We start from the raw sequence: 23,326 nt of genomic DNA, 5'->3' as shown, positions 1-23,326 counted from the left end.
CAGGACGGGACACGGCCGGCCCCCTCCGTCACAGGTGGCGGGGCACCGTGTTGCCGACAGCCTCGATGCCGGCCCGCAGGTTGGCGCGCCACAGCAGGATGCCGCCGATGACGAAGAAGATCAGCAGCGAGAAGATCGCCGTCCGGTAACCGCCGGTCAGATTCACCACCAGCGCCACCGTGGCCGAACCCAGCAGGGTCGAACCCCGGTCCGCCAACTGGTACAGGCTGAAGTACTCCGCCTCGCGCCCGCGCGGGATCAGCAGGGAGTACAGGGCCCGCGCCAACGACTGGGTCCCGCCCAGCACCGTGCCGATACCCAGCCCCAGCAGCACGAACAGCAACGGCTCACCCGGCGGCAGGAAGTATCCGCACGTGACGAGCACACACCACACGGCCAGGCTCGCCAGCACCGTGGCCTTGGTGCCCGCCACCCGCGAGATGCGCCCCATCACCAGGGCCCCGGCGAAGGCCACGAACTGGATCATGAGGATCGTCGCGCTGAGCACCGTCAACGACAACCCCAGATCCTGCACGGCGAAGTTGCCCGCGAAGTAGATCGCCGCCTGGATCCCGTCGTTGAAGAAGAGGAAGGCCAACAGGAACAACAGGGTGTTCGGATAGTTGCGCATGTCGCGCAGCGTGTGCCCGAGCTGCTTGAGCGAGGCGCCCACCTTCGGACGGCCCTGTTGCAGCGCCAGCTTGCCGTACCGGTTGCGCAACGGACGGATCCCCAACACCGAGAAACCGAGCCACCACACACCCACCGACGCGAACGCGATCCGCACCGCCTGGCCGTCGCCGATCCCGAGGTCGGGTGCGAAGGCCACCAACCCCAGGTGGAAGGTCAGCAGCACCGCACCGCCCAGGTAGGCCAGCGCCCATCCGGTCACCGAAACCCGGTTGCGTTCGTCGGACGTGGCGATCTCCGGCAGGAACGAGTGGAAGACGACGATCGAGAGCCCGTAACAGATGTTGCCGAGCACGAACAGCAGCGACGTGATGCGGTAGTCCTCGGTCAGGTAGAGCGAGCTGATCGCCACCGACCCGCCCGCGGCGAACCAGAACAGCCACCGCTTCTTGTACCGGGTGTGGTCGGCCAGCGCGCCCACCATCGGCAACAGCACCACCAGGAGCAACACCACACACGTGGTCAGTGTCGGGTGCAGCGCGTTCGGGTGCAGGCTGATCCAGTCCACCCCGAAGGGATGGATACGCACCGCCGGATCCAGGCAGGCATCGGTGCCCGGCGCGCCGGCGGCCTCACAGGCCAGCCCCGACAGATAGGGCCCGATCAGTACCGTCACCACCGAGGTGATGAAGACCTGGTTGGCCCAGTCGTAGACGTACCAGCCGCGCTGTTCGCGCCGTCGCTGCGCCGGGTCCGGGGACGGGGTGTTGCCGGACCGGTCGGGTGGGGGAGCGGTGGACATACNGGGGGGGGGGGGGCCACTGGCCGCGTCGCACCAGCAGCTCGCGCAGCGCGACGGTGTTGTCGGTGACGATGCCGTCCACACCCGCGTCGAGCAGGCGCTCCATCACCCCGGGGTCGTTGACCGTCCACACGTGCACCTGCAGGCCCACACGGTGGGCGGTGCGGATCAGGTCGCGGCTGAGTACCGGGAAGGAGCCGTGGCGCAGGGGGATCTGCGCACAGGCCGGCCCCCCGGGCACCAACGGTGACAGCAGCCGGTTCAGCGACCCCAACCGCAGACGCACCACGTCCAGTGGGCCGCAGGAGGTCGCGACCCGCGGGCCCACCAGGGCACGCACGCGCTCCAACCGGGTCTGGTCGAAGGAGCCCAGGCACACCCGGTCCCAGGCACCGGTGCGGCGCAGTGCCTCCACGACCGGACCCACGGCCGAATCCGCCTTCAGATCGATGTTGAACCGCGCGTGCGGCCACGACCCCAGCAGGTCCTCCATGAGCGGCACCGGTTCGCGCCCGGCCACCAGGGCCCGGGCCACCTCGCGGTGGGGCAGGTCCCCGATCGCGCCGGTCCGGTCGGTGGTGCGGTCCAGCGTCGTGTCGTGGAATGCCATGAGCACGCCGTCGGAGGTGGCGTGCACGTCGGTCTCCAGGTACGTGTACCCGAGGTCGATCGCGTTCTGGAACGCCGTCGCGGTGTTCTCCAGTTCGGTGAGGTGCTCGCCCCGGTCGTCGGTGAGCCATCCGCCCCGGTGCGCCAGAGCCACGGGGACGGGGGCGGAGAGGTACGCGTGTGTCACGTGTTGCAGTATGCCTGCTCCTCGGGAACCGGCGCTGGCCCGACCGGAACGCGCTGGTGACGTCCGTGAGAAAAAAACCTGGCATTCCAGGTGACCGTTTCCGGTCCCCGCGTGCTCTGTGCAGGGGTGGAGGCGCTTGCTCCCCACAAGAAAGGGAAAGGTCATGACCCACCAGNCCCCGCCCCCCGCCACGGCCGGTTGCGCGGACACCGCACCCCGCCCGCGGTGTGCCGCCTCGCCCAACAGATCGCCGAGGTACTCGTCGGACAGCGCACCCCCGAGTCCCTCAGCCCCGCGCTCACCGTGCCCGTACGCGAACAGCTCCGGACCCTGCGCAGCAGCCTGGCCTGCTGCACCGCACCGCGCCTGACCCGGGTCTTCCACCAGAGCCCCGTACCCCACCAGGTCGAGGCCAGCGCCGTCGTCGGATGCCGGTGCCGTCGCCGGGTCTTCGCCTTCCGCGCCGCGATCCGGCAGGGGCGTTGGGTGTGCTCCCAGCTCGAGACCGACCTGCGCCGGTCCCGTGGCCACCTCTGATCTCCGCAAGAGCCAGGAACTCCGGGAGGCGGACTCCTGGCACCGCAGGCACGTGCGTCGATAGGCTGACGCGCCACCCACACCGAAGGAGGAGGCCCGCGGCCCACCCTCACGCCGCAACGGCCGACTTATTTATGAAACCTGCCGACCTCGCCCGTCTGCACAGTCTCGGCGCACCTACCCTGTCGCCCGACGGCTCCTGGGCGGTCTTCGCCCTCACCCGCCCCGACCTGGACAAGGACACCTACGTCGGCGGCCTGTGGACCGTACCCACCGACGGATCGCAACCGCCCCGGCCCCTGACCCGGGGCGAACACGACTCCGGCCCGGTCCACTCGCCCGACGGCCGCTGGATCGCGTTCCTGCGCCCCGACGCCGACGACCGGGCCCAGATCCACCTCCTGCCGGTGGAGGGCGGTGAACCCTGGAAGGCCACCGACCACCCCCTCGGTACGGCCGCCCCCGCCTGGAGCCCCGATTCCACCCGGCTGGCCTACACCGCACGTGTTCCGGACGAGGGCCGCTACGCCGGCACCGAACCGGGCAAGGAGGCGCCGCGCCGCATCACCACCCTCAAGTACCGCATCGACGGGCTCGGGTTCCACGGCGACCGCCCCCGGCACGTGTTCGTGGCCGCGCCCCTGGATCCCGAGCCCGGTATCGGGACGCCCGTGCAGGTCACCGGGGGCCGCGCCGACCACAACTCACCCGCATGGACCGCCGACGGAAGCGAGGTCCTCTTCAGCGCGTCCCTGCACGAGGGGGCCGACACCGATCTGGTCACGGACCTGTGGGCGTGTGCCCCCGAGGACGGGGCCCGGCCGCGCCGTCTCACCCACGGCCGTATCGGCGCCGAGGCCCCGGCCCCTGCCCCCGACGGCACCACGGTCTTCTTCTGCGGTGAGGCGTTCGGAGACCAGGGCCGCGACTTCGTGGGCCGCACCCCCGGCCTGTGGCGGATCCCCCTCGACGGCGGGCGTGAACCGGTGCGCCTGACCGGGGAGGAGGACGGTCCCCACGTGCAGCAACACCTGCGGATCCTCGACGACGGGGCCCTGCTGCTCGCCGATCGGCGCGGTGCCGTGCACCTGCTGCGGATGCCTCTGGACGGGGCAGAGCCGCAGACCCTCGTGGGCGGCCCGGTCCAGACCCAGTCCTTCGACCACCGGGCCGGTGTCACCGTGGCCGTGGTCGCCGACGGCCGCAGCAGCGGCGAACTCGTGCGGGTCGGCCCTGAGGGGGTGAGCCCCTTGACCTCCCTCTCGGAGCTGGACCCGCACCCGGTGGCCGAACTGACCGCGTACACCCCCGACGGCCATCCCGTGCACGGCTGGGTCGCCGTGCCCGAGGGGCAGGGACCGCATCCGGTGGTGCTGATGATCCACGGCGGTCCCTTCGCCCCCTACGGCCCTCAGCTCTTCGACGAGACCCAGGTGCTGGTGGAGGCCGGGTACGCGGTGGTGCTGTGCAACCCGCGCGGCTCCTCCGGGTACGGCCAGGCGCACGCGCGGGCGATCATCGGCGACGTCGGCCGTGTGAGCGCCACGGACCTGTTGGCCTTCCTGGACGCCGCGTTGGCCGACGGGCGCCTGGACGCCGGCCGGGTCGGCGTGATGGGGGGCTCCCACGGCGGTTACATGACCACGTGGATGGCGGCCCACCACGGTGAGCGCTTCCGCGCGGCCATCCCCGAGCGGGCCCTGACCTCCATCGACAGCTTCGAGGGCTCCTCCGACATCGGCTCGCTCTTTCCGGGCCCGCTCTACGGGCCCGAGGAGGGCTGGGCCCGCCAGAGCCCGCTGGCCCACGCCGACCGCATCGACATCCCCACACTCATCATCCATTCCGAACAGGACTGGCGCTGCCCGGTCGAGCAGGCCCAGCGTCTGTATCTGCGGTTGCGGCGCCGCCGAGAGGACACCGAGTTCCTGCTGTTCCCCGGGGAGGGGCACGAACTCTCGCGCTCGGGTCTGCCCAGCCACCGGGTGGCCCGTTTCGAGGCGGTCCTGGACTGGTGGTCGCGTCACCTGTGAGGCCGCCGACCCCGTGAGGGCGGCCGGGGCATGTGGTCCCGGCCGCCCTTGCCGCTTCGGTCGTGAGCCGTCTCACCTGCGTGGCCGTGTTTGGTCTCCTCTTGGCCGGCAACCCGGGCGAGGGGAGGGCCAGTGGCACGGGTGCTGAGGGTCCCTGAGAAGCTTCGGGGAACGTCCGTGCAGCTCAAAGCCGGTTCAGGCCAAGGTCACGATCGGGTCGCGTCGAGACCGGGAGGTGCTTTAGGGTTCCCCTGAACCGGTTCGCCAACTTTTGTCCCTACCCGGGGGCAGCGCCCGGTTCGCCGTTGAACTCTGCTCGTAGTTCGCTCTTTCCCAGGAGCAGAGGCCGGTGCAGCAGCCCGATCGTCCGCGGCTCTTCTCCACGTGCCGCCGTCGGGATCCCCTCCCACACCTCCCCGGTCACACCTGTGTTCAGGTGTGCCGTCGGGACGTCCTGCGCCGGTAGACGGATGTGGGAGAAAGGCAGCGGTCCCTTGACTCGCAACCCCGCGAGCGGTTCCCGTGCGAGCCGCCGTTCCGCCACCATCGGATCCCTGGCCCTGGGCTCCGTCCTGCTCTCCTCCGGGGTCGCCCTGGCCGACCAGACCGAGGAGGAGGCCCAGGAGCGCTACGAACAGCTCCAGGAGGAGCTCTCCGGACTCAACGAGGCCTACAACCAGGCCCAGGAGGACCACGAGGCAGCCGAGGCCGAGGTGTCCGACCTCGAGGAACGTGTGGAGGATGCCGAGGAGAACCTCGAGGAGATGTCGGGCCGGGTCTCCGCCATCGCGCAGAGCACCTACACCGGCTCCACCCACAGCCTTCCCGGAATCCTCTTCGGCGGATCGCCCGACAACGCGCTGCAGACCATCGCCGACCTGGACTTCCTGTCCGTGGGTCAGGAAGCGGTCCTGTCCGACTACGTGGAGGAGGTCGACCGCTCCGAGCGCCTGCTCGCCCAGGCCACCGAGGCCGAGGAACGCGCCGCCACCTCGCTGGAGGAGGCCGAGACCTCCTTCGAACAGGGCGAGCAGGCCCTGGACGAGCAGTCCGAGGTGCTCGACAGCCTGGGCGGTGTCGACCCGACGGCCTCCACCGAACCCGCCGGCGGCTCCTCCGGCGGGGGCGAGGCGGCTGCCTCCGGGGACGTCCAGGCCGTCCTCGACTTCGCCCGCGCCCAGATCGGCAAGCCCTACGTGTGGGGCGGCACCGGCCCCGACAGCTTCGACTGCTCGGGCCTGACCCAGGCCGCCTGGTCCCAGGCCGGGGTGAACCTGCCGCGCACCACCTACGACCAGGTCAACGCCGGAACGCAGGTCTCGCGTGACCAGGTCCAACCCGGTGACCTGCTCTTCTTCTACGACGCCGCATCACCCAGCCACGTGGGCATCTACTCCGGCAACGGCCGGATGATCCACGGCTCCAACCCCTCCAAGCCCTTGGAGGAGGTCAACCTGGCCGACTACTGGGACAGCGTGTTCACCACCGCCGTGCGCGTGGGCTGACCCGGGGTGTTCACCTCCAGGTGAGGGACACGTATTCTTCCCGATATGGGACGTGTACTGCTCAAGGTCGCCGCGGGTGCGGCCGCCGTCATCGCCCTCTTCTGGGTGCTGTCGGTGATCCTCGGCCTGCTCGTGTGGGTCCTCGTGATCGGCATCGCCGTCGGGGTGGTCCACCTCGCTGCACGCATGATGCGCGAGAACTCGGGCCACGTCCGTTGAAGACCCGGCCCCCGTGGCCGCGTGAGATTTTCGGGGCGCGCCGCAGGCCGTGCGGCGCGCCCTTCGCCGTGCCTGGGCCGGCCACACGCCACACCTGGCCGCGCATCACCGTCCGGGACGGGTGAAGACGGCTATAGTCACTATGTGTCGCTCAATAAGTACGTAGGGCCTCAAGTTGACGGAGTCTCCCGCCGCGGACGCGTCGAGCGGGTCACCACCCGTGTGATCGGCAACGACTGGGACACACTGACACCACCCGCTCTCGGGCAAGGGACACCACGTCTGTCCGTCAGCATCGTGCTCCCCGCACACGGAGGTCAGGAGCGGCTCGACCTCGCCCTGGCCTCCCTGGCCGTGCAGACCTACCCCGACGAACTCATCGAGGCCGTCGTCGTCGACGACCACTCCGCACCCGCCCTGCGCCTGCCCCCGGTCCGGCCCGCCAACACCCGCCTCGTGCGCACCCCCGACGGCGGCCACGGCGCCGGTTACGCCCGCGCCTACGGGGCCCACACCAGCGTCGGCGAGATCCTGCTGTGGATGGACGCCGACATGGTCGCCGACCCGCGTTTCGTCGAGGCCCAGGCCCGCTGGCACCACATCCATCCCGAGTGCGTCACCCTCGGCCGGGTCCGTTTCGCCGGCCACATCCCCGACGACCCCGCCGACCTGCTCGGCCTCATGCGGTCGGGCGCCCTGCACCACACCCTCGACGACGGCCGCCACCACGCCTGGGTCGAACGCCGCCTCACCGACACCGACGACCTGCGTGAGGCCGACCACCTCGGGTTCCACGCCTACGTCGGGGCCGCCGCCGGCCTGCGCCGGGGCCTGTACGAGATCGCCGGGGGCGTGGACCCCGACCTCGACCTCGGACAGGACACCGAATTCGGCTACCGGCTCTGGCAGGCCGGAGCCGTCATGCTGCCCGAACGCACTGCGACCGCCTGGCACCTGGGCCCCGGAGAAACCTTCCGCACCCGCCTGCCCTCCGAACGCTTCCGCACCAACGTCCTGGCCGAACTCATGCCCCATCCCCACCTGTACCGCGAACGGGTACCCGCCGAACGGCGCCGCGTCCCGCTCGTGCACGCCGTCGTCGACATCTCCGGCGCCCCCTACGATCTGGTGCGCGGCTGTGTGGACCGCCTCCTGGACAGCGCCGAGACCGACCTGCTCATCACCCTGGTAGCCGACTGGGAGAGTCTCACCGGTGAGGAGGAGGAACTCGGCGAGCTCCAGCTCGGCCTGCGCCTGACCCAGGCCAACTACCTGCGCGAGTCCCGTATCGCCTTCGCCGCCGGCACCCCGCGCACGGCCTTTCCCTCGCCGTTCCTGCTGGAGGTGCCTGTCGTCCGCGGCCTGGGCCAGGTCGCACTCTCCCGGCTGCTGGCCGGGGCCGAACGCTCCCGGGCCGGGCTCACCGAGCTCTTCCCCGCCACCGCCACCAACGCCCCGGGCGTGCGCCTGTGGCGTACCCGCGCGCTGGCCCGGGCCCTACGCGCACAGGAGGAGGGCGAGGACCTCGGCGAGGTCGTCTCCGCCCTGCACGGGCGCTACCGCATCCACGGCGGGGAGGAGATCCTCACCGACCTGTCCCTGTACCGCTCCGTTCCGCCTCTGCCGCGACGGGCCCCCGACCCCCGCGCCGGGCACGGGGAAGAGCCGCCGCGCAGCGCGCCCGACCACTACGCGCCCGCCGACACGTGCGGCGAGGAGCCGGCTCCCACCGGGGGAGGCCGGTACCGCTCACCCCTGCGCCGCCTGGGTGCATGGATCGGCGAGTGCTGGCAGCGTGTCCGCGAGGCCCACGGGGGAGGACGCACCGACGGCCGCGGCGCGGGGGAGCGGTGACCCGGTCGGTCAGTCCTGGACGCCGATCGCGTCGATCGACTCCAGCAGATCCTCACGCAGCTGGTCGTTGACCGGGGAGGAGTCGGTCTCGGCCGAGGCGGCTTCCTGGCCCTCCGAACTCACCACGTACTCCAGGAACGCCTTGACCCGATCGGCCTCCTGCTGGTCCTCGTACTCCAAGCAGGCCACCTCGTAGCTGACCAGCACCAACGGGTAGGTGCCCTGCTCGGTCGTGCCGTAGTCCAGCTCCAGACCCAGGTCGTACTCGCTCGTGTTCTCCTCCCGGCGCGGGGAGTCGGCCACCACCTGGGCCGCCCCCTCCGGGTTGATGTCGACGAACTCGTCACCGACACCGATCGAGGCGGCGTCCAACCCGTGCAGGTGCGACATCTCCAGGTACCCGATGGAGCCCTCGGCGCGCGAGACCGTGTCGGCCACACCACTGTTGCCCTGGGCCGACTCCTGCGGCTCGATCGGCCACTGGTCGCCGGCCTCGTGGGGCCAGGAGTCCGGGGCCGCCTCCTCCAGGTAACGGGTGAAGTTCTCCGTCGTACCGGAGTCGTCGGACCGGTTGACCTGGGTGATCTTCAGGTCCGGCAGGTCCGCGTCCGGGTTGTCCTCGACGATCTCGGGGTCGTCCCAGTGCGTGATGTCCTGGTTGAAGATCTTGGCGACCGTGTCCGGGCGCAGGTTCAGGTCGTCGACACCCTCGATGTTGAAGGCCACACCGATCGCCACGATGTAAGCGGGCAGGTTCACGGTGTCGGATCCGCCGCAGCGCTCGAGCGCTTCCTCGTTCTCCGCGGGCTCCATCGCGGTGTCGGTCCCGGCGTAGGACACGGCTCCGTCGATGAACTGGCTCCGGCCCCCGCCGGACCCGATCGAGTCGTAGTAGATGTCCGCGTCCTCGCACGCGGACTGGTAACCGGCGACCCAGGTCGCCATGGCGTTCTCCTGGGCGCTGGAACCCGAACCGGACAAGTTCCCGGAGAAACACTCCAGGTCGTCGGGAACCTCCGGCGCTGCGCTTTCGGGTACCGCGTTGTCGCTGCCGCAGGCGGTGGCTGCCAGTAGTAGTCCGGCCAGTGCGGCCGAGGCCGCACCCTGGTGGACGCCGCGCCTGTGCGCGCTCGAGCGCTTCTTGGACGGGAACACGACTGCTTCTATCCCCTTCGTCGGTGAGGTGTCCTCGCGGGTGGCGGGCACCGTCGAGAATTCAATCATCGGCGTCACCGCACCCCCAATACGCCCACGTGTGGCGTGCAGCTCACCGAGAGGGAGGGGGCGTGCGCATGACACGCCGAGAACGCGGGCACGGCCCAGGACGTGATGAGCGCTCACGACAACCGCCCGGCCTCCGCGCCGACGTCAACGTACCGCCTCCAGCTGAACGCCGGGTTAACGCTTCGTGACGCGGCGGGCCTGCTCGACCAGCTCGAGCGGTTGGGAGTGGGAGCTCTCTATCTGTCGCCGGTCCTGACGGCCGGCCCCGGCTCCCGACACGGCTACGACGTGGTCGATCCCACCGCCGTGGACCCCGCCCTGGGCGGTGACGAGGCCAGATCAGCCCTGGTGCACAAGGCACACGAGCGGGGCATGGGAGTGGTCGTCGACATCGTGCCCAACCACATGTCCGTGGCCCGCCCCGACACCAACCCCTGGTGGTGGGACCTGCTGCGCCTGGGCCCCGACTCGCCCTACGCACGCTGCTTCGACGTCGACCTGTCGGTGCCCTTGCTGATCCCGGTCCTGGGCGAGGATGCCGAGGAGGCCCTCACCATCGCCGACGGGTGCCTGGCCTACCACGACAAGCGCTACCCCCTGGCACCCGGAACCCACGAATCCGGCGACGACCTCGAGACCGTGCACCGGCGCCAGCACTACCGTCTGGTCTCCTGGCGGCGCGGCGACAGCGAGCTCACCTACCGGCGTTTCTTCGACGTCGACGAGCTGGCCGCAGTGCGTGTGGAGGACCCCGCCGTGTTCGAGGCCTCCCACGCCGAGATCCTGCGCTGGGCCGGGCTCGGCGAGCTCGACGGGTTGCGCCTGGACCACGTCGACGGCCTCAGCGACCCCGGCGCCTACCTGCGCCGCCTCACCGCACGGTTCCCCGGCTGGATCGTGGTCGAGAAGATCCTCGCCCCCGAGGAGGACCTGCCCCAGAGCTGGCCCGTGGCCGGTACCACCGGCTACGACGCCCTGCGCGAGTACACCGGGGTCCTCGTCGACCCCGCCGGCGAGGCCGACCTGACGGCCCTGGCCACCGGTGAAGGGGTACCCGTCGACGTCGAGGCCACCGACCACTCCGCCCGCCTCCACGCCGCCTCGACCCTGCTGCGCGCCGAGATGCGCCGTATCGCCGCCCTCGTGCCCCCGCACGAGGAGGAGGCCGTCGCCGAACTCCTGGCCGCCTTCGCCGTCTACCGCACCTACCTGCCCGAGGGCCTGGCCGAGTGGACCCGCGCCGTCGACCTGGCCGGCACGCGCCGTCCCGACCTGGCCACCGCCCTGGCCGCCCTCGACCACCACGTGCGCCAGGACCCCGACGGGGAGGCCGCCCGGCGTATTCAGCAGACCTCCGGCATGGTCGTGGCCATGGGCACCGAGAACACCGCCTTCTACCGGGCCACCCGCTTCATCGCCCTCAACGAGGTCGGCGGCGACCCCGCGCGGTTCTGCCTCACACCCGAGGCCTTCCACACCGCCGCCGCACGGCGCGAGGCCCGCCGTCCCCACACCATGACCACCCTGTCCAGCCACGACAGCAAACGCTCCGAGGACGTACGCGCCCGCCTGGCGGTCCTGTCCGAACTCTCCGCCGACTTCGCCGATGCCGTGCGCCGCTGGTCGGCCACCCGCCCCTTGCCCGACCCCTCCCTGAACCTGCTGGGCTGGCAGACACTCGTGGGTGCCTGGCCCATCGGCGAGGACCGACTCACCGCATACCTTCTCAAGGCCGCCCGCGAAGCCCGCCTCGGTACCTCCTGGACCGAACCGGACCGCGGCTTCGAGCAGGCCGTGCGCGACTGGGCGCCGGCCGTGCTCACCGACCTGCGCGAGGACGTCGCGGCCTTCGTCGACCGCGTGCGCCTGCCCGGCTGGAGCAACGCCCTCACCCAGAAGGCCCTCCAACTCCTCGGCCCCGGTGTACCCGACCTCTACCAGGGCACCGAACTCTGGGACCTGTCCCTGGTCGACCCCGACAACCGCCGCCCCGTCGACCACCGCACCCGCGCCGAACTCCTCGACCGTATCGAGGCCGGGTGGCGTCCCCCGGTGGACAGCACCGGCGCCGCCAAACTCCATCTGGTCCGCACCTGTCTGCACACCCGCCGCGAGCTGATGCCCCGGGGCTACACACCCCTGCACGCCGAGGGCCCCGCAGCCCGCCACGCCCTGGCCTTCGCACGCACCTCACCCGGGGCCCACAGCCCCGACCTCGCCGTCGTCGGCACCCGCCTGCCCCACACCCTGGAGAGCACCGGCGGCTGGGGCGAGACCGTCCTGCCCCTGCCCCCGGGTCCCTGGACGGACCGCCTCACCGGCGAGGCCGTACCCTCCACCCGAGCCGACGGAGCCACCGCACCCCGCCTGGCCGAACTGCTCCACCGCTATCCCGTTGCCGTCCTGGCCAGGGGATAGGCTGGTCCCGATCATGCCCAGAAGAACCCCGCCCGCCCCCGTGCTCCAGGCTCTGGCCTGCCCCGTCTGCCGCGACGGCCTCACCCTCGGCCCCCGGGGACTGGCCTGCGCGGCCGGCCACACCTTCGACCTCGCCCGCGAGGGCTACGCCGGCCTGCTCACCGGAGCCACCCCGCCCGGCAGCGGCGACACCAAGGAGATGGTCGCCGACCGCCTGCGCTTCCAACAGAGCGGCCACTACGACCCCATCGGCCACGCCCTGGCCCGGGCTCTGGACGGCCTCCACGAACCCCTGGTCGTCGACGTGGGCGGCGGAACCGGCCACTACCTCGCCCTGGCGCTGGAGTCCCTGCCCGGTGCCCACGGGCTCACCACCGACGTGTCCAAGTTCGCTGCCCGCAAGGCCGCCAAGGTCCACCCGCGCGCCGGCGCGGTCACCGCCGACACCTGGCGCGGTCTGCCCCTGGGAACCGGTACCGCCGACGCCCTGCTCAACGTGTTCGCACCCCGCCAGAGCACCGAGTTCCACCGTGTCCTGAGCCCCGAAGGACTGCTCGTCGTGGTCACCCCCGGCGCCGACCACCTGGCCCAGCTCCGCGGACCCCTCGGCCTGCTGGCGGTCGATCCGGACAAGGACGAACGCCTCTCCCACAGCTTGGACGGCCACTTCGCCCCGCAGCAGAGCACCCCGCTGCGGTTCACCATGGAGCTCGACCACGCCGACGCGGCCACCGTCGTCGGTATGGGACCCAGCGCCCGCCACATCACCCCCGAGGAACTCACCGCACGGGTCGCCGCCCTGCCCGAGCCCGTCACCGTCACCGCGTCGGTACGGGTGAACACCTACCGGCCCCGACCCCAGCTCTGAGCGGGGGTCGAAACCCGTGGTCCGGGGTAGGTCACCGCCCGTGAACCACCACATGAGACCGAACGGGCCCCGCTCCGCCGGGCTGGGCCTGCACGGCGACTTCTGCGTCTGGGCCCCCGAGGCACACAGCGTCCGTGTCCGTGTCGAGGGCAGCGACCACACCATGCGCCCCGGTCCCCACGGCTGGTGGCACGCCCAGGTGCCCGGGGCAGGGCCGGGCAGCGACTACGCCTACCTGCTCGACGACGGTCCCGCCCCGCTGCCCGACCCGCGCTCGCGCCACCAACCCCGGGGTGTGCACGGACCCTCCCGGGTCCACGACCACGACCGGTACGAATGGTCCGACGGGGCCTGGACCGGACGTCCCCTGGCCGGCGGCATCGTCTACGAACTCCACGTGGGCACCTTCACCGCCGAGGGCACCCTGACCGCCGCGATCGAGCACCTGCCCGACCTGGCCGATCTCGGTGTCACCCACGTCCAACTCCTGCCGCTCAACGCCTTCGACGGCACCTACGGGTGGGGCTACGACGGGGTCCTGTGGTCGGCGGTGCACGAACCCTACGGCGGCCCCGACGCACTCAAGGCCTTCGTCGACGCCGCCCACGCACAGGGACTGGCGGTCCTGCTCGACGTGGTCCTCAACCACCTGGGACCCTCCGGCGCCTACCTGCCCCGCTTCGGCCCCTACTTCCGCGGGGAGAACGACTGGGGACCCTCGCTCAACCTCGACGGCCCCGGCTCGGACCACGTGCGCCGCCACGTCCTGGACTGCGTGCTCGACTGGCTGGACCACCATCACCTGGACGGACTGCGCCTGGACGCCGTGCACGCCCTGCGCGACACACGCGCGGACCCGCTGCTGCCGGAGCTGTCCGCCGAGGTCGAGGCGTTGGCCACCCATCTGGGCCGGCCCCTGAGCCTGATCGCCGAGTCCGACCGCAACGACCCGGCCACCGTGCTGCCCCGCGAGGCCGGCGGGCTCGGTATGAGCGCCCAGTGGTCCGATGACCTGCACCACGCCCTGCACGTGGCACTGACCGGCGAGACCCACGGGTACTACGCCGACTTCGCCGCCCCCGAGGCGCTGCCCACCACCCTGACCCGGGTCTTCTGGCACGCCGGCACCCACTCCAGCTTCCGCGGCCGCACCCACGGCGCCCCCGTGGACACCACCCGCACCCCGGGCCACCGCTTCCTGGCTTACCTGAGCACCCACGACCAGATCGGCAACCGGGCCCGCGGCGACCGCATGGCCGAACACGTCCCGCCCGGTCTGCTGCTGTGCGGGGCCGCGCTCGTGCTGTGCTCGCCCTGCACACCGATGATCTTCATGGGGGAGGAATGGGCCGCGCGCACACCCTGGCCCTTCTTCGCCTCCTTCACCGACCCCGACCTGGCCGAGGGGGTACGCCGGGGGCGCCGACGCGAGTTCGCCGCCCTGGGATGGCGCGCCGAGGACGTACCCGACCCCATGGATCCGGCCACCCGCGACAGCGCGGTCCTGGACCGCAGCGAGCGCGAGCGCGGCGACCACGCGCTGGTCCTGTCGACCTACCGCTCACTCATCGCCCTGCGCCGCTCGGAACCGGAACTGTCGGACCCGCGCCTGGACCGCTGCGGGGCTCTCACCGGCCACGGCGGGCGCACGGTCGTGCTCCTGCGCGGCCGGCTGCGGGTGCTGTGCAACCTGGGCACCGAGAGCGCCGGGATCGAGCTGGAAACGGCCCCCACCGAGCTCCTGGCGGCCCACGGCCGCCCCGAGATCGCCGGGAACACCGTCCATGTGCCCGGACAGTCCTTCGCCCTCGTGCGGGTCTGAGCGCCAAGGGTGCAGGGCGGGGTCAGACACTGCCGCCGAAAGCCGCCTCGTCGTCGCCGTTCGTCACCACGATGCGTACCCGGTCGGCATCGTCCGGGATCTCGCACCACATGCGGGAATCGTGCGTGCCCTGCTCCACCGCGGCCAACGGCTCCTCGGTCTGCGCGAGGGGGATCTCCGGACCCGCCTCACACACCACCTCCATGTCCGTCAGCGGGAAGGTGCGTGCCAGCTCCGGTACCTCGACGGACACCGTGAAGTCGACCCGGCCCGCCCACGGGCGCTCCACCCCGTCCACGGTGTAGACCACATCGGCCTCCTCGCCCGGATCGGCCCCGTGCGGGCCCACCGGGTGCGCGAACCCGACGGCCTCACCGAAGTCGGCGGTGCTCTGCGGTGAGGGCTCCTCGTCCGGGGGATCCGGAGGGCCGGGTTCCTGTGGGAGGGGCCCGGACGGTGAGGGCTCCTCGGCCGCCGCGGAGGCGGCGGGGTCCTCCACGAGCGGGGTCGGCCCGTCGCTGCCACAGGCGCTCAGACACAACGCCAGGACGAGAGCGGGAAGGAGCGGCAGGGGCGTGCGCATACCCATACGCTAAGGCGGCGCCGAACGGGTGTCCACGAGCCCCGAATCGCGGGTGCTGCAGCCCCTCCCGGCCCGGGCGACCACCCCGGTGCGCACCCCGTCCCTGCCGGTGAGAGCATGCAGGAGATGCCCGAGAACCGACCGTGCCGACTGCTGCGCGCCGGGGTCTTCACCCTGGTGTGCACCAATCTGTCCGCGCACGGTCACGCGCTGAGTTCAGGACACGACGTGCCGCTCCTCGGGCTCGCCCTGGGCGCCCTCGTGGTCCTGGTCACAGCCTGGGCGGCCGCCGGGCAACGCCACGGGCTGGGCTCCCTGACCGCGTGGACGGCATGGGGACAACTCGCCCTGCACGTGGCCTTCAGCCGGGCCCAGACCCTGGGCGGCGCCCATGCCCACACCGCCGAGGCGCTCACCCACACCGACCTGCCCGCCGAGAGCATGTTCGCCTTGCACGGGGCCGCCGCCCTGGCAGGAGCCTGGTGGCTGCACCGCGGCGAACGCGCCCTCTTCGCGTTCCTGCGCTTCATGGCGTGGCGGGTGCCCTCGGTGCTGCCGTTCCTGCTCGTGGCAGCCGCGGCACCCGTGCGCCTGCGCCCCGGCGGTGTCCGCACCGCCGCGCGACCCGACCGTCCCCACAGGCCCCCTCTGGGCTGGTCCCGCCTCGTACGCGGCCCGCCGGCCGTGGTGACCGCCGCCTGAGCGGCTCCGGACCCACACCCGCACACCGCGGGTGCGGCCCGCGCTGCCCGCTCACCGGCACCGGCCCACCACGTCCACGGCCCGGCAGGACCGGGTCCGTCCGAGGAGAACCATGCCCACGCGCACCGCCGCGCCCCTGGCCGCACTCGCCCTGATCGGCCTGACCGCCTGTTCCACCGGCGCCGACGCCGAGTACTACCTCGATCTGTCCGATGACCCCATGCCCGCCTCCGACGTGGAACTGACCACCGTCGACGGGCAGGAATGGACCTTCACCGACGTCGCCGACGACCGCCTCACCCTGCTCTACTTCGGCTACACCAGTTGCCCCGACGTCTGCCCCATGACCATGGCCGAGCTCAACCTCGCCCTGGAGGAGGTCGAGACCGAGACCGGCCGGCCCTTCGACGTGGTCATGGTCACCACCGACCCGGAACGCGACACCGACGAGCAGCTCGGCACCTGGTTGGAACGCTTCGACCCCGACTTCCAGGGGGTCCGGGGCGAGGCCGACACCACGGTCGAGGCCGCCACCGATTACGGCATCCCCATCGAGATACCCGAGGAGACCGAGGACGAGGACTACCACGCCGCCCACAGCGAACGCGTCGCTGTGGTGACCCCTGACGGCGCGGCCGCCGGGTTCATCGACGGCCGTACCGAGGCCGAGGAGATCGCCGCGCTGGTGCCCGACCTGGCCGAGGACCTGCTGTGAGCGCCGGCCCCTCCAGGCGGGGCCTGTTCGCCGGCCTGGGTGCCACCGGGGCCGCCGGACTGGCAACCGGGGGACTGGCGGGACACGCGGTCGCCGAAGGCACCCGGCGCGGGGACCCGGCCCTGGCACCCGCACGCCGGCGCGTCGAGACCGCAGAAGGCCGCCCACCGGCCCTGGCCGCGCCCACACCCGCCCACGTCCACGTGCTCGCCCTCGACCTGAACGGCGCGAACGCTTCCGAGGTGCGCCGGGCCGCCCGCGAGGTCCTGCAGGCCTGGGAGGACCACGTGCCCGCCCTGCACGAAGCAGGCCTCTCCGAGCTCACCGAGGGCTCGCCGACCCAGGGCCTGCACCCCGCCTCCCTGGGGGTGACCACCGGTGTGGGCGCCTCCCTGCTGGAGCGGGCCGGGCTCACCGCGCACCGTACCGAGGAGATGGAGGACCTGCCCTCGTTCGAGGCCGACGATCTGGATCCCGACCACTGCGACGGCGACCTCCTGCTGCACGTGGGCGCCGAGGACCCCGTCGTGGTCAGCTCGGCCGTGGACCATCTGGTCGGCCTGGCGGGCGACCACGCCCGTGTGCGCTGGGCCCTGCCCGGTTTCCAACGCTCCACCGCCGCCGCCCGCGACCCCTCCGCCACACCCCGCAACCTCATGGGCCACATCGACGGCACCGTCAACCCCGACCCCGGTGAGGCCCTGTTCGACACCCAGGTCCGGGCGGTCCACACCGAACCGGACCCGGCGTGGATGGACGGCGGCACCTACGTCGTCGTGCGCCGCATCCGTATGCTGCTCGACACCTGGTTCTCCCGTGAGGTGGACCAGCGCGAAGCGGTCATCGGCCGTCGAGTCTCCGACGGGGCCCCTCTGAGCGGCGACCGCGAGGAGGACCTGCCCGATCTGGCCGCACGCCACGAGGACGGCACCCCGGTCATCCCCGAGCACGCCCATATCCGGCTCGCCTCGCCCGAGGCCACCCTCGGTGCGCGCATGGCGCGCCGCAGCTTCTCCTACGACCTGGGCTGGGAAGCCGGCGGCCGGCGCCGGGCCGGGCTGCTCTTCACCGCCTGGCAGGCCGATCCGCGCCGGGGATTCACCGCCGTCCAACAATCCCTCGACGAGGGCGGCGACGCACTCAACGACTACGTACGCCACGAGGGCAGCGCCCTGTTCGCCGTCCCGGCCACCGCACCCGGACGGCCCCACCCGCTCCTCGACCACCTGTGACCCGGGAGGAAACCGCATGAGAGAACACACGAGCACCCGCCGCGCCCTGTCCGCCGCCGCGGCGCTCGCACTGGCCACCGCCTGCTCCACCACCATCCCGGAGGAAGAAGGCACCGCCGGCGACGCATCCGGACACGGCCACGCCCAGGAGGGCGATCTGACCGTGTCCGGGGCCTGGATGCCCGAGCCGGCCAACCCCGAGGTCGGCGCGCTCTACCTCGAGGTCGCCAACGGCGCCGAGTACGACGACGCCCTCACCGGCGTGGTCACCAGCGTCTCCGAGACGGCCGAACTCCACACCACCGGGACCGACGAAAGCGGTGTCTCGCGTATGGAGGAGGTCGAGGAGGTCCCCGTGCCGGCCGGGGAGAGCGTCGAACTCACCTCCGGCGGATACCACGTCATGGTCCTGGACATTCCCGAACCGCTCACCGAGGGGGAGGAGTTCACCACCGCCCTCACCTTCGACGGGGGAACCGAACTCGACCTCACCGTGCCGGTGGAGGCCATGGCCGATCACGGAGGCGACCACTGATCCCTCCCGCCCCGGGGCCTGCACCCGGGGCGGGAAACCGTTGGCCCCCGCACGCCCGGACGGCCATCATGTGCCCATGACCGATTTCGCCGCCTTCGACACCCGCCACTACCGCACCGTCGATGTGGCCACCGGATACGACGGCTGGTCCGCCACCTACGACGGCTCCGTCCCGGACGCCATGGACCTGGACCTGCTGGACCGCCTGAACCCCGGGAACCTGCACCGAACCCGCGCCGCCGACCTGGGCTGCGGCACCGGGCGCACCGGCACGTGGCTGCGTTCACGCGGCGCCGCACGCATCGACGGCGTCGACCTCAGCACCGGCATGCTCGACCTGGCACGCTCCCGCGGCGCCCACGACACCCTCGCCCGCGCCGACGTGCGCGAGAGCGGGCTGCAGACCGGTGCCTACGACACCGTCGTCGCCTCCCTCATCGACGAGCACCTGCCCGACACCGCGCCCCTGTACGCCGAAGCCGCCCGGCTGGCCCGCCCCGGGGGCCGGTTCCTGCTGGCCGCCTACCACCCCCACTTCGCGATGGTCTCGGGCATGCCCACCCACTACACCGACGCCTCGGGGGAGGACGTGGCCATCACCACCCACGTCCACCTCATCAGCGACCATGTCCGCGCTGCCCTGGCCGCCGGCTGGCAGCTGTCCGGCATGGTCGAGGGCACCGTCGACGACACCTGGATCGCGGCCAAACCGAAGTGGGAACGCTTCCGCGGCCACCCCGTCTCCCTCGCCCTGTCCTGGCACCTGCCCGTATGAGGCCTGCGACCGCGCACCGCGGGCGCGCCGCAGGGCTCAGAACCGTTGCCAGGTTCCGCCCAGGCCCTGCTGACCGCGCCCGGGCTCGTCCCAGTCGCACACACCCTCGGAGAAGACCTCCTCGGCACGCTCGGCCTGCTCCCCGGTGAAGTCCCCGGGGTGGCGCGCCGCGTCGAAGGGTTTCAGCGTGCACGCCACCACGTCCGAGGCCAACGGCCCGCCCGCCTCGATGCGCGGCGAGGTGTGCACGGGGAAGGCGTCGGCGCACCGGTCGCCCTGCCCGGCCGGCAGCGGCAACTGCTCACCCACCACCCTTTCGGCGTCCGGGCCGGTCCCGATCCAGCACGAGTCCTGCAGGAAGTCCGGCCGGGAGGCACGCATCGCGTCGATCGGTTCCCAATGCGGCTTCCGGGCCTGCTGCTCCCGCATCCCGCTCACCCAGGCGTCCAGCTCTTCCAACGACCGCAGGGCCAAGGGTGAGCCGGACACGAACCCGTCGGGGGAGCGGTCCCCGTGCTCCACCAGCATCACGTGGTTGTCCGCGGTGCCGTTGGCCCGCTCCATGCGCTCGCGCACCGAGAACGAGTGGTAGCGCATGTGCAGGTCACCGCCGGGCAGATCGTCCTGGTAGAAACGGTGGTCCACGACCGGGACGTCGGCCAGGCCCCCGCCGCCGTTGAGCAGCCGCCCCGACCGGTAGGCCGCCTCCGTCGCCGCCCCGTCGGCCTCGGTACGCTCACCGGAGACCGCCCCGTCGGCGTCCAGCCCCCCGATGTGCTCGTTCAGGTGCAGGAACTGGTCGGTGTCGATGACCCCTTCCATGAGCGCGTGCAGCCCGTACTGCACCCCCACGTTGTCCAACGGGCGGCGCGGCAGACCGGTGTCCGGGTCCGTGCCGTAGACGTTCTGCGTGGCGGCGAACACCTCGCACCGAGCCCCGCCCGGGTTGTCCTCGGGGTGATAGAGCTCCTCCTCGGGAAGATCCTCCCGGCACACTCCGCGCGGATCCACCCGGGAGGCCTCACGCGCCAACCGGTCGATGCTCTCGAACTGCAGGAACCCCGACACCGCATGCTGCTCGACCCGGTCCAGCTCCCCCGGGTGCTCCCGGGCGTACTCACGCAGCAGCAAGGCGTCGGTCACCACCGGAACCACGGAGAAACCCACGTCCGGGAAGGCTTGCGAGACCACGATCCCGTCCAACAACCCCGGGTAGTTGTCGGCGATCTGGTGCGCCTGGTACGCCCCGCCCGAGTTCCCCCACCCCAGCGTCGAGTGCGGCACCCCCATCGTCGCCACGAACCGCTGGTGCACCGCCGACATCGTCTCGGCCGCCAGCAGGTCGTTGCAGTTGTTGCCGAACACGTTCAACGACGCCGACGCCACCGCGTATCCGCGCGCGAGCATCGGGCCGTCCAACACCCCCGCGGTGCCGCGGCCCTGCACGTACCAGCCGCCCGTGCAACCGCCCCCGAACTTGTACACCAGGCGCCCGTTCCAGTTCTGCGGAGCGGTCCACGGGTCGGGGTCCTCCTCCGCGGGGGTGTGCAGCACGGCCGTCTCGTACACCGAGCGGTTGACCGTGCCTGTCTCCACCCGCGCCACGAACGGGACCCGCGCCCCGTCCGCGGTCGTGGCCGTGTCCGCGTCCGGGGGAACCGTCTCGGGGTCGGGCAGGGGATGCCACTGGCCGTGCGTGTCGCGGTAGACGTGGCGCACCACCGTGCGGGCCGAACAATCCTTGTCCAACGACGGGCCCAGGGTGGCGCCGTCGCTCCCGGCCGGTTCGAACCGGCCGGTGTCGCACAGGAACGGATCCTGGTGCGGGCCCGAGAACACCGGACCTTCGGCGGGATGGTTGACCACCGTCAACTCGTCGGAGTCCCGCCCGTCCACCGAAGCCACCAGTTCCGACTCACCCTCGGCCAGACCGGTGAGCAGACCTTCCAACACCAGGGACCCGCCCGCATCCACCGTCCGCAACCGGTCGGTGACGTCCACCTCCGCCGCACGCAACCGCACCCGCTCCGGGTCCACGGACGCCGGCGGTTCCACCCGCACCAGCGCCGTGCCGCCCGTCACCATGTCCGGGCGAGAGGACAGCACCGACACCGACATCTGCGTACCGGTCCCGCCCGCCGCCGGGGCGAAGGGGGCCGAGGAAGCAGGAAGAGCCCCCGCCGTCGCCGACGGCTCCGAAGCCGACGTCGTCCCCGACGCCGCCAGGATCCCCGCCAACACGGCCGCGCCCAACGGACTGCACCGGCCCCAAGGCCTCACACGCATGGGACCGACGCCCCCGCAGGTACGTCGGGCGAAGAGGGGACGGGCGGCAGAACGTGGAGATCGCAGGCGCACGGGGCGATCGTGCCCCCGGGCCCGCAGGCGGTGACGCCTACACACCGGGGAAGAGGCGGGCTTTGCACTCCCATGACGGCATCGATACCCCGAACCCGGCGAACCGCAACACAACACCGGATGACGGATGTGACCGAAAAAGCGGACGCCCGGCCCACCCCGCAGTGGACCGGACGCCGATGGAAACACACCCCGATATCAGGCCCTGGCGATCCGCCTGCCCGACACCCGGCCCGGGGTGATCTTCAGGATCTGGTTCCGGTCGCCCTTCGCCCACGGCCGGGGAAGACGGCCCTGCGGAACGCGGGCCAACTCCCCGCTGTTCTGCACCCATCGGCACTGTCCCGAGGCGAGCACGCTCCACCCCTCGCGGCGCTCCTCGTCGAAGAGATCGACCTGGAAGGCCGCATAGCCCCGGGCGAACCGCATGATCGTGCCGGCCAGCGTCGACCGGAACACGATCGTGTCGTGCATGAGGGCATAGTTGACCGGCAACACCGTCGGAGCGGCGTCCCCCTCGATGGTGAAGGCCACCCGACCGATGTCACGGGAGGCCATCAGGTTGAAGCAGGTCTGCCGTTCCAGGACCGTGAACTGGGAATCGTCCGTCTCAGCGAGGTCGGCACCCTCAAGAAGGGTCTCGCTCTCGGTGAGCCGGTCGGACCCGGCGAACTCCTCGGCCGCCTCCCGCTGGCCAGGAGGTCCGGCCCCCGGGGCCGCACCACGGCCCCGCCCAGCACCGACACCGCTCGTCTCAGCCATCACAAGCCCCCCAGGTGGTGTGCCTTCCGCTTCCTACCCCCGCCATACTCCCGGTTCCAGAACCCGAAGGCATGGTCCGCCGGTCACCCCTCGCACGGCGAAGGTCCCCATCCCCCGATTACCCGGCAGGACACACGCCCCAAACAGGAGGGGACGTTTGGCAGCCCTACGGACGAGTCGCACTGTCTAAGCTGGTGAACGGGCGTTTCGACCCCGCCCGGGGCGGCACTGCCGCCTCAGGGTTCACATCCAGCGCTGAGGAGGTGCGCACCCGATGGGTGGCGACGACAACATCCGGGTGTTCCTGGTCGACGACCACGAGATCGTCCGACGCGGGGTCGGATCACTCCTGGACGACGAGGACGGGATCGAAGTGGTCGGCGAGGCCGGCACCGCCGCGCAGGCCCTGGCCCGTGTGCCCGCCCTCGAGCCCGACGTGGTCGTCCTCGACGTCCGCCTGCCGGACGGCGACGGCGTCACGGTCTGCCGCGACATCCGCTCCATGCTGCCCGAGACCCGCATGCTCATGCTCACCTCCTACTCCGACGACGAAGCCCTCTACGGGGCCGTGATGGCCGGAGCCTCCGGGTACATCCTCAAACAGATCCACGGCACCGACCTCGTCGGCGCCGTGCGCACCGTCGCCCAGGGGCGGTCCCTGCTCGACCCCGAGTCGACCGCGCGCATGCTCCAGCGCCTGCGCGAGCAGGCCGGACGCAAGGACCCCCTGAGCGAGCTCACCGAACAGGAACGCCGTGTCCTCGAACTCATCGGCGAAGGCCTGACCAACCGGGAGATCGGCGCACGCATGTACCTCGCCGAGAAGACCGTGAAGAACTACGTCTCCCGCGTCCTGGCCAAACTCGGCATGGTACGCCGCACCCAGGCAGCTGCCTACGCCGTGCGCCTGTCCATGGAACAGTCCGCCTGAGCCCGCCCGGCCCGGCCCCCGCCGG

The 23,326-nt window shown here is 71.7% G+C and carries 19 protein-coding genes and 1 pseudogene; 14 read left to right on the top strand and 6 right to left on the bottom strand.

Annotated elements, in window-relative coordinates; genetic code table 11:
- Positions 1–28: 28 nt before the first annotated feature.
- A complete protein-coding gene (locus tag D473_RS0104095) occupies positions 29–1,432 on the bottom strand; it encodes an MFS transporter (protein ID WP_026126587.1) in 1,404 nt (467 codons plus the stop codon).
- A 13-nt stretch (positions 1,433–1,445) separates the two neighbouring features.
- Positions 1,446–2,228 (bottom strand): annotated as a pseudogene (locus tag D473_RS24160) (glycerophosphodiester phosphodiesterase family protein); the annotation flags it as partial.
- A gap of 198 nt (positions 2,229–2,426) precedes the next feature.
- Here D473_RS24160 and D473_RS0104085 point away from each other — a divergent pair.
- The 5 genes from D473_RS0104085 (at position 2,427) to D473_RS0104065 (ending at position 8,376) form a co-directional block, all read left to right on the top strand.
- Positions 2,427–2,765, top strand: a complete 339-nt coding sequence (locus tag D473_RS0104085; RefSeq protein ID WP_083917899.1) for an Rv3235 family protein — start codon at positions 2,427–2,429, stop codon at positions 2,763–2,765.
- Positions 2,766–2,899: 134 nt separating this feature from the next.
- Positions 2,900–4,798, top strand: a complete 1,899-nt coding sequence (locus D473_RS0104080) for a S9 family peptidase (protein ID WP_017607816.1) — start codon at positions 2,900–2,902, stop codon at positions 4,796–4,798.
- 470 nt (positions 4,799–5,268) lie between these two features.
- Positions 5,269–6,303, top strand: a complete 1,035-nt coding sequence (locus D473_RS0104075) for a C40 family peptidase (protein WP_017607815.1) — start codon at positions 5,269–5,271, stop codon at positions 6,301–6,303.
- Between the two features lie 45 nt (positions 6,304–6,348).
- Positions 6,349–6,522: a hypothetical protein gene (locus D473_RS27585; protein WP_017607814.1), complete on the top strand. Its 174-nt coding sequence runs from the start codon at positions 6,349–6,351 to the stop codon at positions 6,520–6,522.
- Between the two features lie 222 nt (positions 6,523–6,744).
- Complete coding sequence (locus tag D473_RS0104065) at positions 6,745–8,376, top strand: glycosyltransferase (RefSeq protein ID WP_026126584.1); 1,632 nt, start codon at positions 6,745–6,747, stop codon at positions 8,374–8,376.
- Positions 8,377–8,385: 9 nt separating this feature from the next.
- Here D473_RS0104065 and D473_RS0104060 read toward each other — a convergent pair whose 3' ends face one another.
- Positions 8,386–9,531, bottom strand: coding sequence for a phosphate ABC transporter substrate-binding protein PstS (locus D473_RS0104060; RefSeq protein ID WP_017607813.1), 1,146 nt, complete (start codon positions 9,529–9,531; stop codon positions 8,386–8,388).
- A 174-nt stretch (positions 9,532–9,705) separates the two neighbouring features.
- Here D473_RS0104060 and treY point away from each other — a divergent pair, with 174 nt between their 5' ends.
- From treY to treZ, 3 genes are read left to right on the top strand one after another with little or no spacing between them, the layout of a single operon-like run.
- Complete coding sequence (treY, locus tag D473_RS0104055) at positions 9,706–12,018, top strand: malto-oligosyltrehalose synthase (protein WP_026126583.1); 2,313 nt, start codon at positions 9,706–9,708, stop codon at positions 12,016–12,018.
- A 13-nt stretch (positions 12,019–12,031) separates the two neighbouring features.
- The gene (locus D473_RS0104050; protein ID WP_033352595.1) at positions 12,032–12,886 is read left to right on the top strand and encodes a putative RNA methyltransferase; all 855 of its coding nucleotides are present in this window, start codon (positions 12,032–12,034) and stop codon (positions 12,884–12,886) included.
- A gap of 52 nt (positions 12,887–12,938) precedes the next feature.
- Positions 12,939–14,708 (top strand): malto-oligosyltrehalose trehalohydrolase, encoded by a 1,770-nt coding sequence (gene treZ / locus D473_RS0104045; RefSeq protein WP_033352654.1) that lies wholly within the window; start codon positions 12,939–12,941, stop codon positions 14,706–14,708.
- A 22-nt stretch (positions 14,709–14,730) separates the two neighbouring features.
- Here treZ and D473_RS0104040 read toward each other — a convergent pair whose 3' ends face one another.
- Positions 14,731–15,291, bottom strand: coding sequence for a hypothetical protein (locus D473_RS0104040; RefSeq protein WP_241474701.1), 561 nt, complete (start codon positions 15,289–15,291; stop codon positions 14,731–14,733).
- Between the two features lie 117 nt (positions 15,292–15,408).
- Here D473_RS0104040 and D473_RS0104035 point away from each other — a divergent pair, with 117 nt between their 5' ends.
- The 5 genes from D473_RS0104035 (at position 15,409) to D473_RS0104015 (ending at position 19,250) form a co-directional block, all read left to right on the top strand.
- Positions 15,409–15,993 (top strand): hypothetical protein, encoded by a 585-nt coding sequence (locus D473_RS0104035; protein WP_017607808.1) that lies wholly within the window; start codon positions 15,409–15,411, stop codon positions 15,991–15,993.
- A 112-nt stretch (positions 15,994–16,105) separates the two neighbouring features.
- Positions 16,106–16,708 (top strand): SCO family protein, encoded by a 603-nt coding sequence (locus tag D473_RS0104030; protein ID WP_017607807.1) that lies wholly within the window; start codon positions 16,106–16,108, stop codon positions 16,706–16,708.
- The gene (locus tag D473_RS0104025) at positions 16,705–17,940 is read left to right on the top strand and encodes a Dyp-type peroxidase (protein WP_017607806.1); all 1,236 of its coding nucleotides are present in this window, start codon (positions 16,705–16,707) and stop codon (positions 17,938–17,940) included. The genes D473_RS0104030 and D473_RS0104025 overlap by 4 nt, the downstream gene beginning before the upstream one ends.
- A gap of 16 nt (positions 17,941–17,956) precedes the next feature.
- Positions 17,957–18,475 (top strand): copper chaperone PCu(A)C, encoded by a 519-nt coding sequence (locus tag D473_RS0104020; protein ID WP_017607805.1) that lies wholly within the window; start codon positions 17,957–17,959, stop codon positions 18,473–18,475.
- Between the two features lie 76 nt (positions 18,476–18,551).
- Positions 18,552–19,250 carry a class I SAM-dependent DNA methyltransferase gene (locus D473_RS0104015; protein WP_017607804.1) on the top strand — a complete coding sequence of 233 codons (699 nt, stop codon included), beginning with the start codon at positions 18,552–18,554 and terminating at the stop codon, positions 19,248–19,250.
- Positions 19,251–19,286: 36 nt separating this feature from the next.
- Here the strand turns inward: D473_RS0104015 and D473_RS0104010 are convergent, their stop codons facing one another.
- Complete coding sequence (locus D473_RS0104010; protein ID WP_033352593.1) at positions 19,287–21,536, bottom strand: DUF6351 family protein; 2,250 nt, start codon at positions 21,534–21,536, stop codon at positions 19,287–19,289.
- Between the two features lie 270 nt (positions 21,537–21,806).
- Positions 21,807–22,370 (bottom strand): pyridoxamine 5'-phosphate oxidase family protein, encoded by a 564-nt coding sequence (locus tag D473_RS0104005; protein WP_017607802.1) that lies wholly within the window; start codon positions 22,368–22,370, stop codon positions 21,807–21,809.
- A gap of 274 nt (positions 22,371–22,644) precedes the next feature.
- Between D473_RS0104005 and D473_RS0104000 the strand changes: the two genes are divergently transcribed.
- Positions 22,645–23,301, top strand: coding sequence for a response regulator (locus D473_RS0104000; protein ID WP_017607801.1), 657 nt, complete (start codon positions 22,645–22,647; stop codon positions 23,299–23,301).
- Positions 23,302–23,326: the final 25 nt, after the last annotated feature.

It is taken from the genome of Nocardiopsis xinjiangensis YIM 90004 (assembly GCF_000341145.1).
Taxonomy (GTDB): domain Bacteria; phylum Actinomycetota; class Actinomycetes; order Streptosporangiales; family Streptosporangiaceae; genus Nocardiopsis; species Nocardiopsis xinjiangensis.
This window is presented reverse-complemented; position numbering and strand designations above follow the sequence as displayed.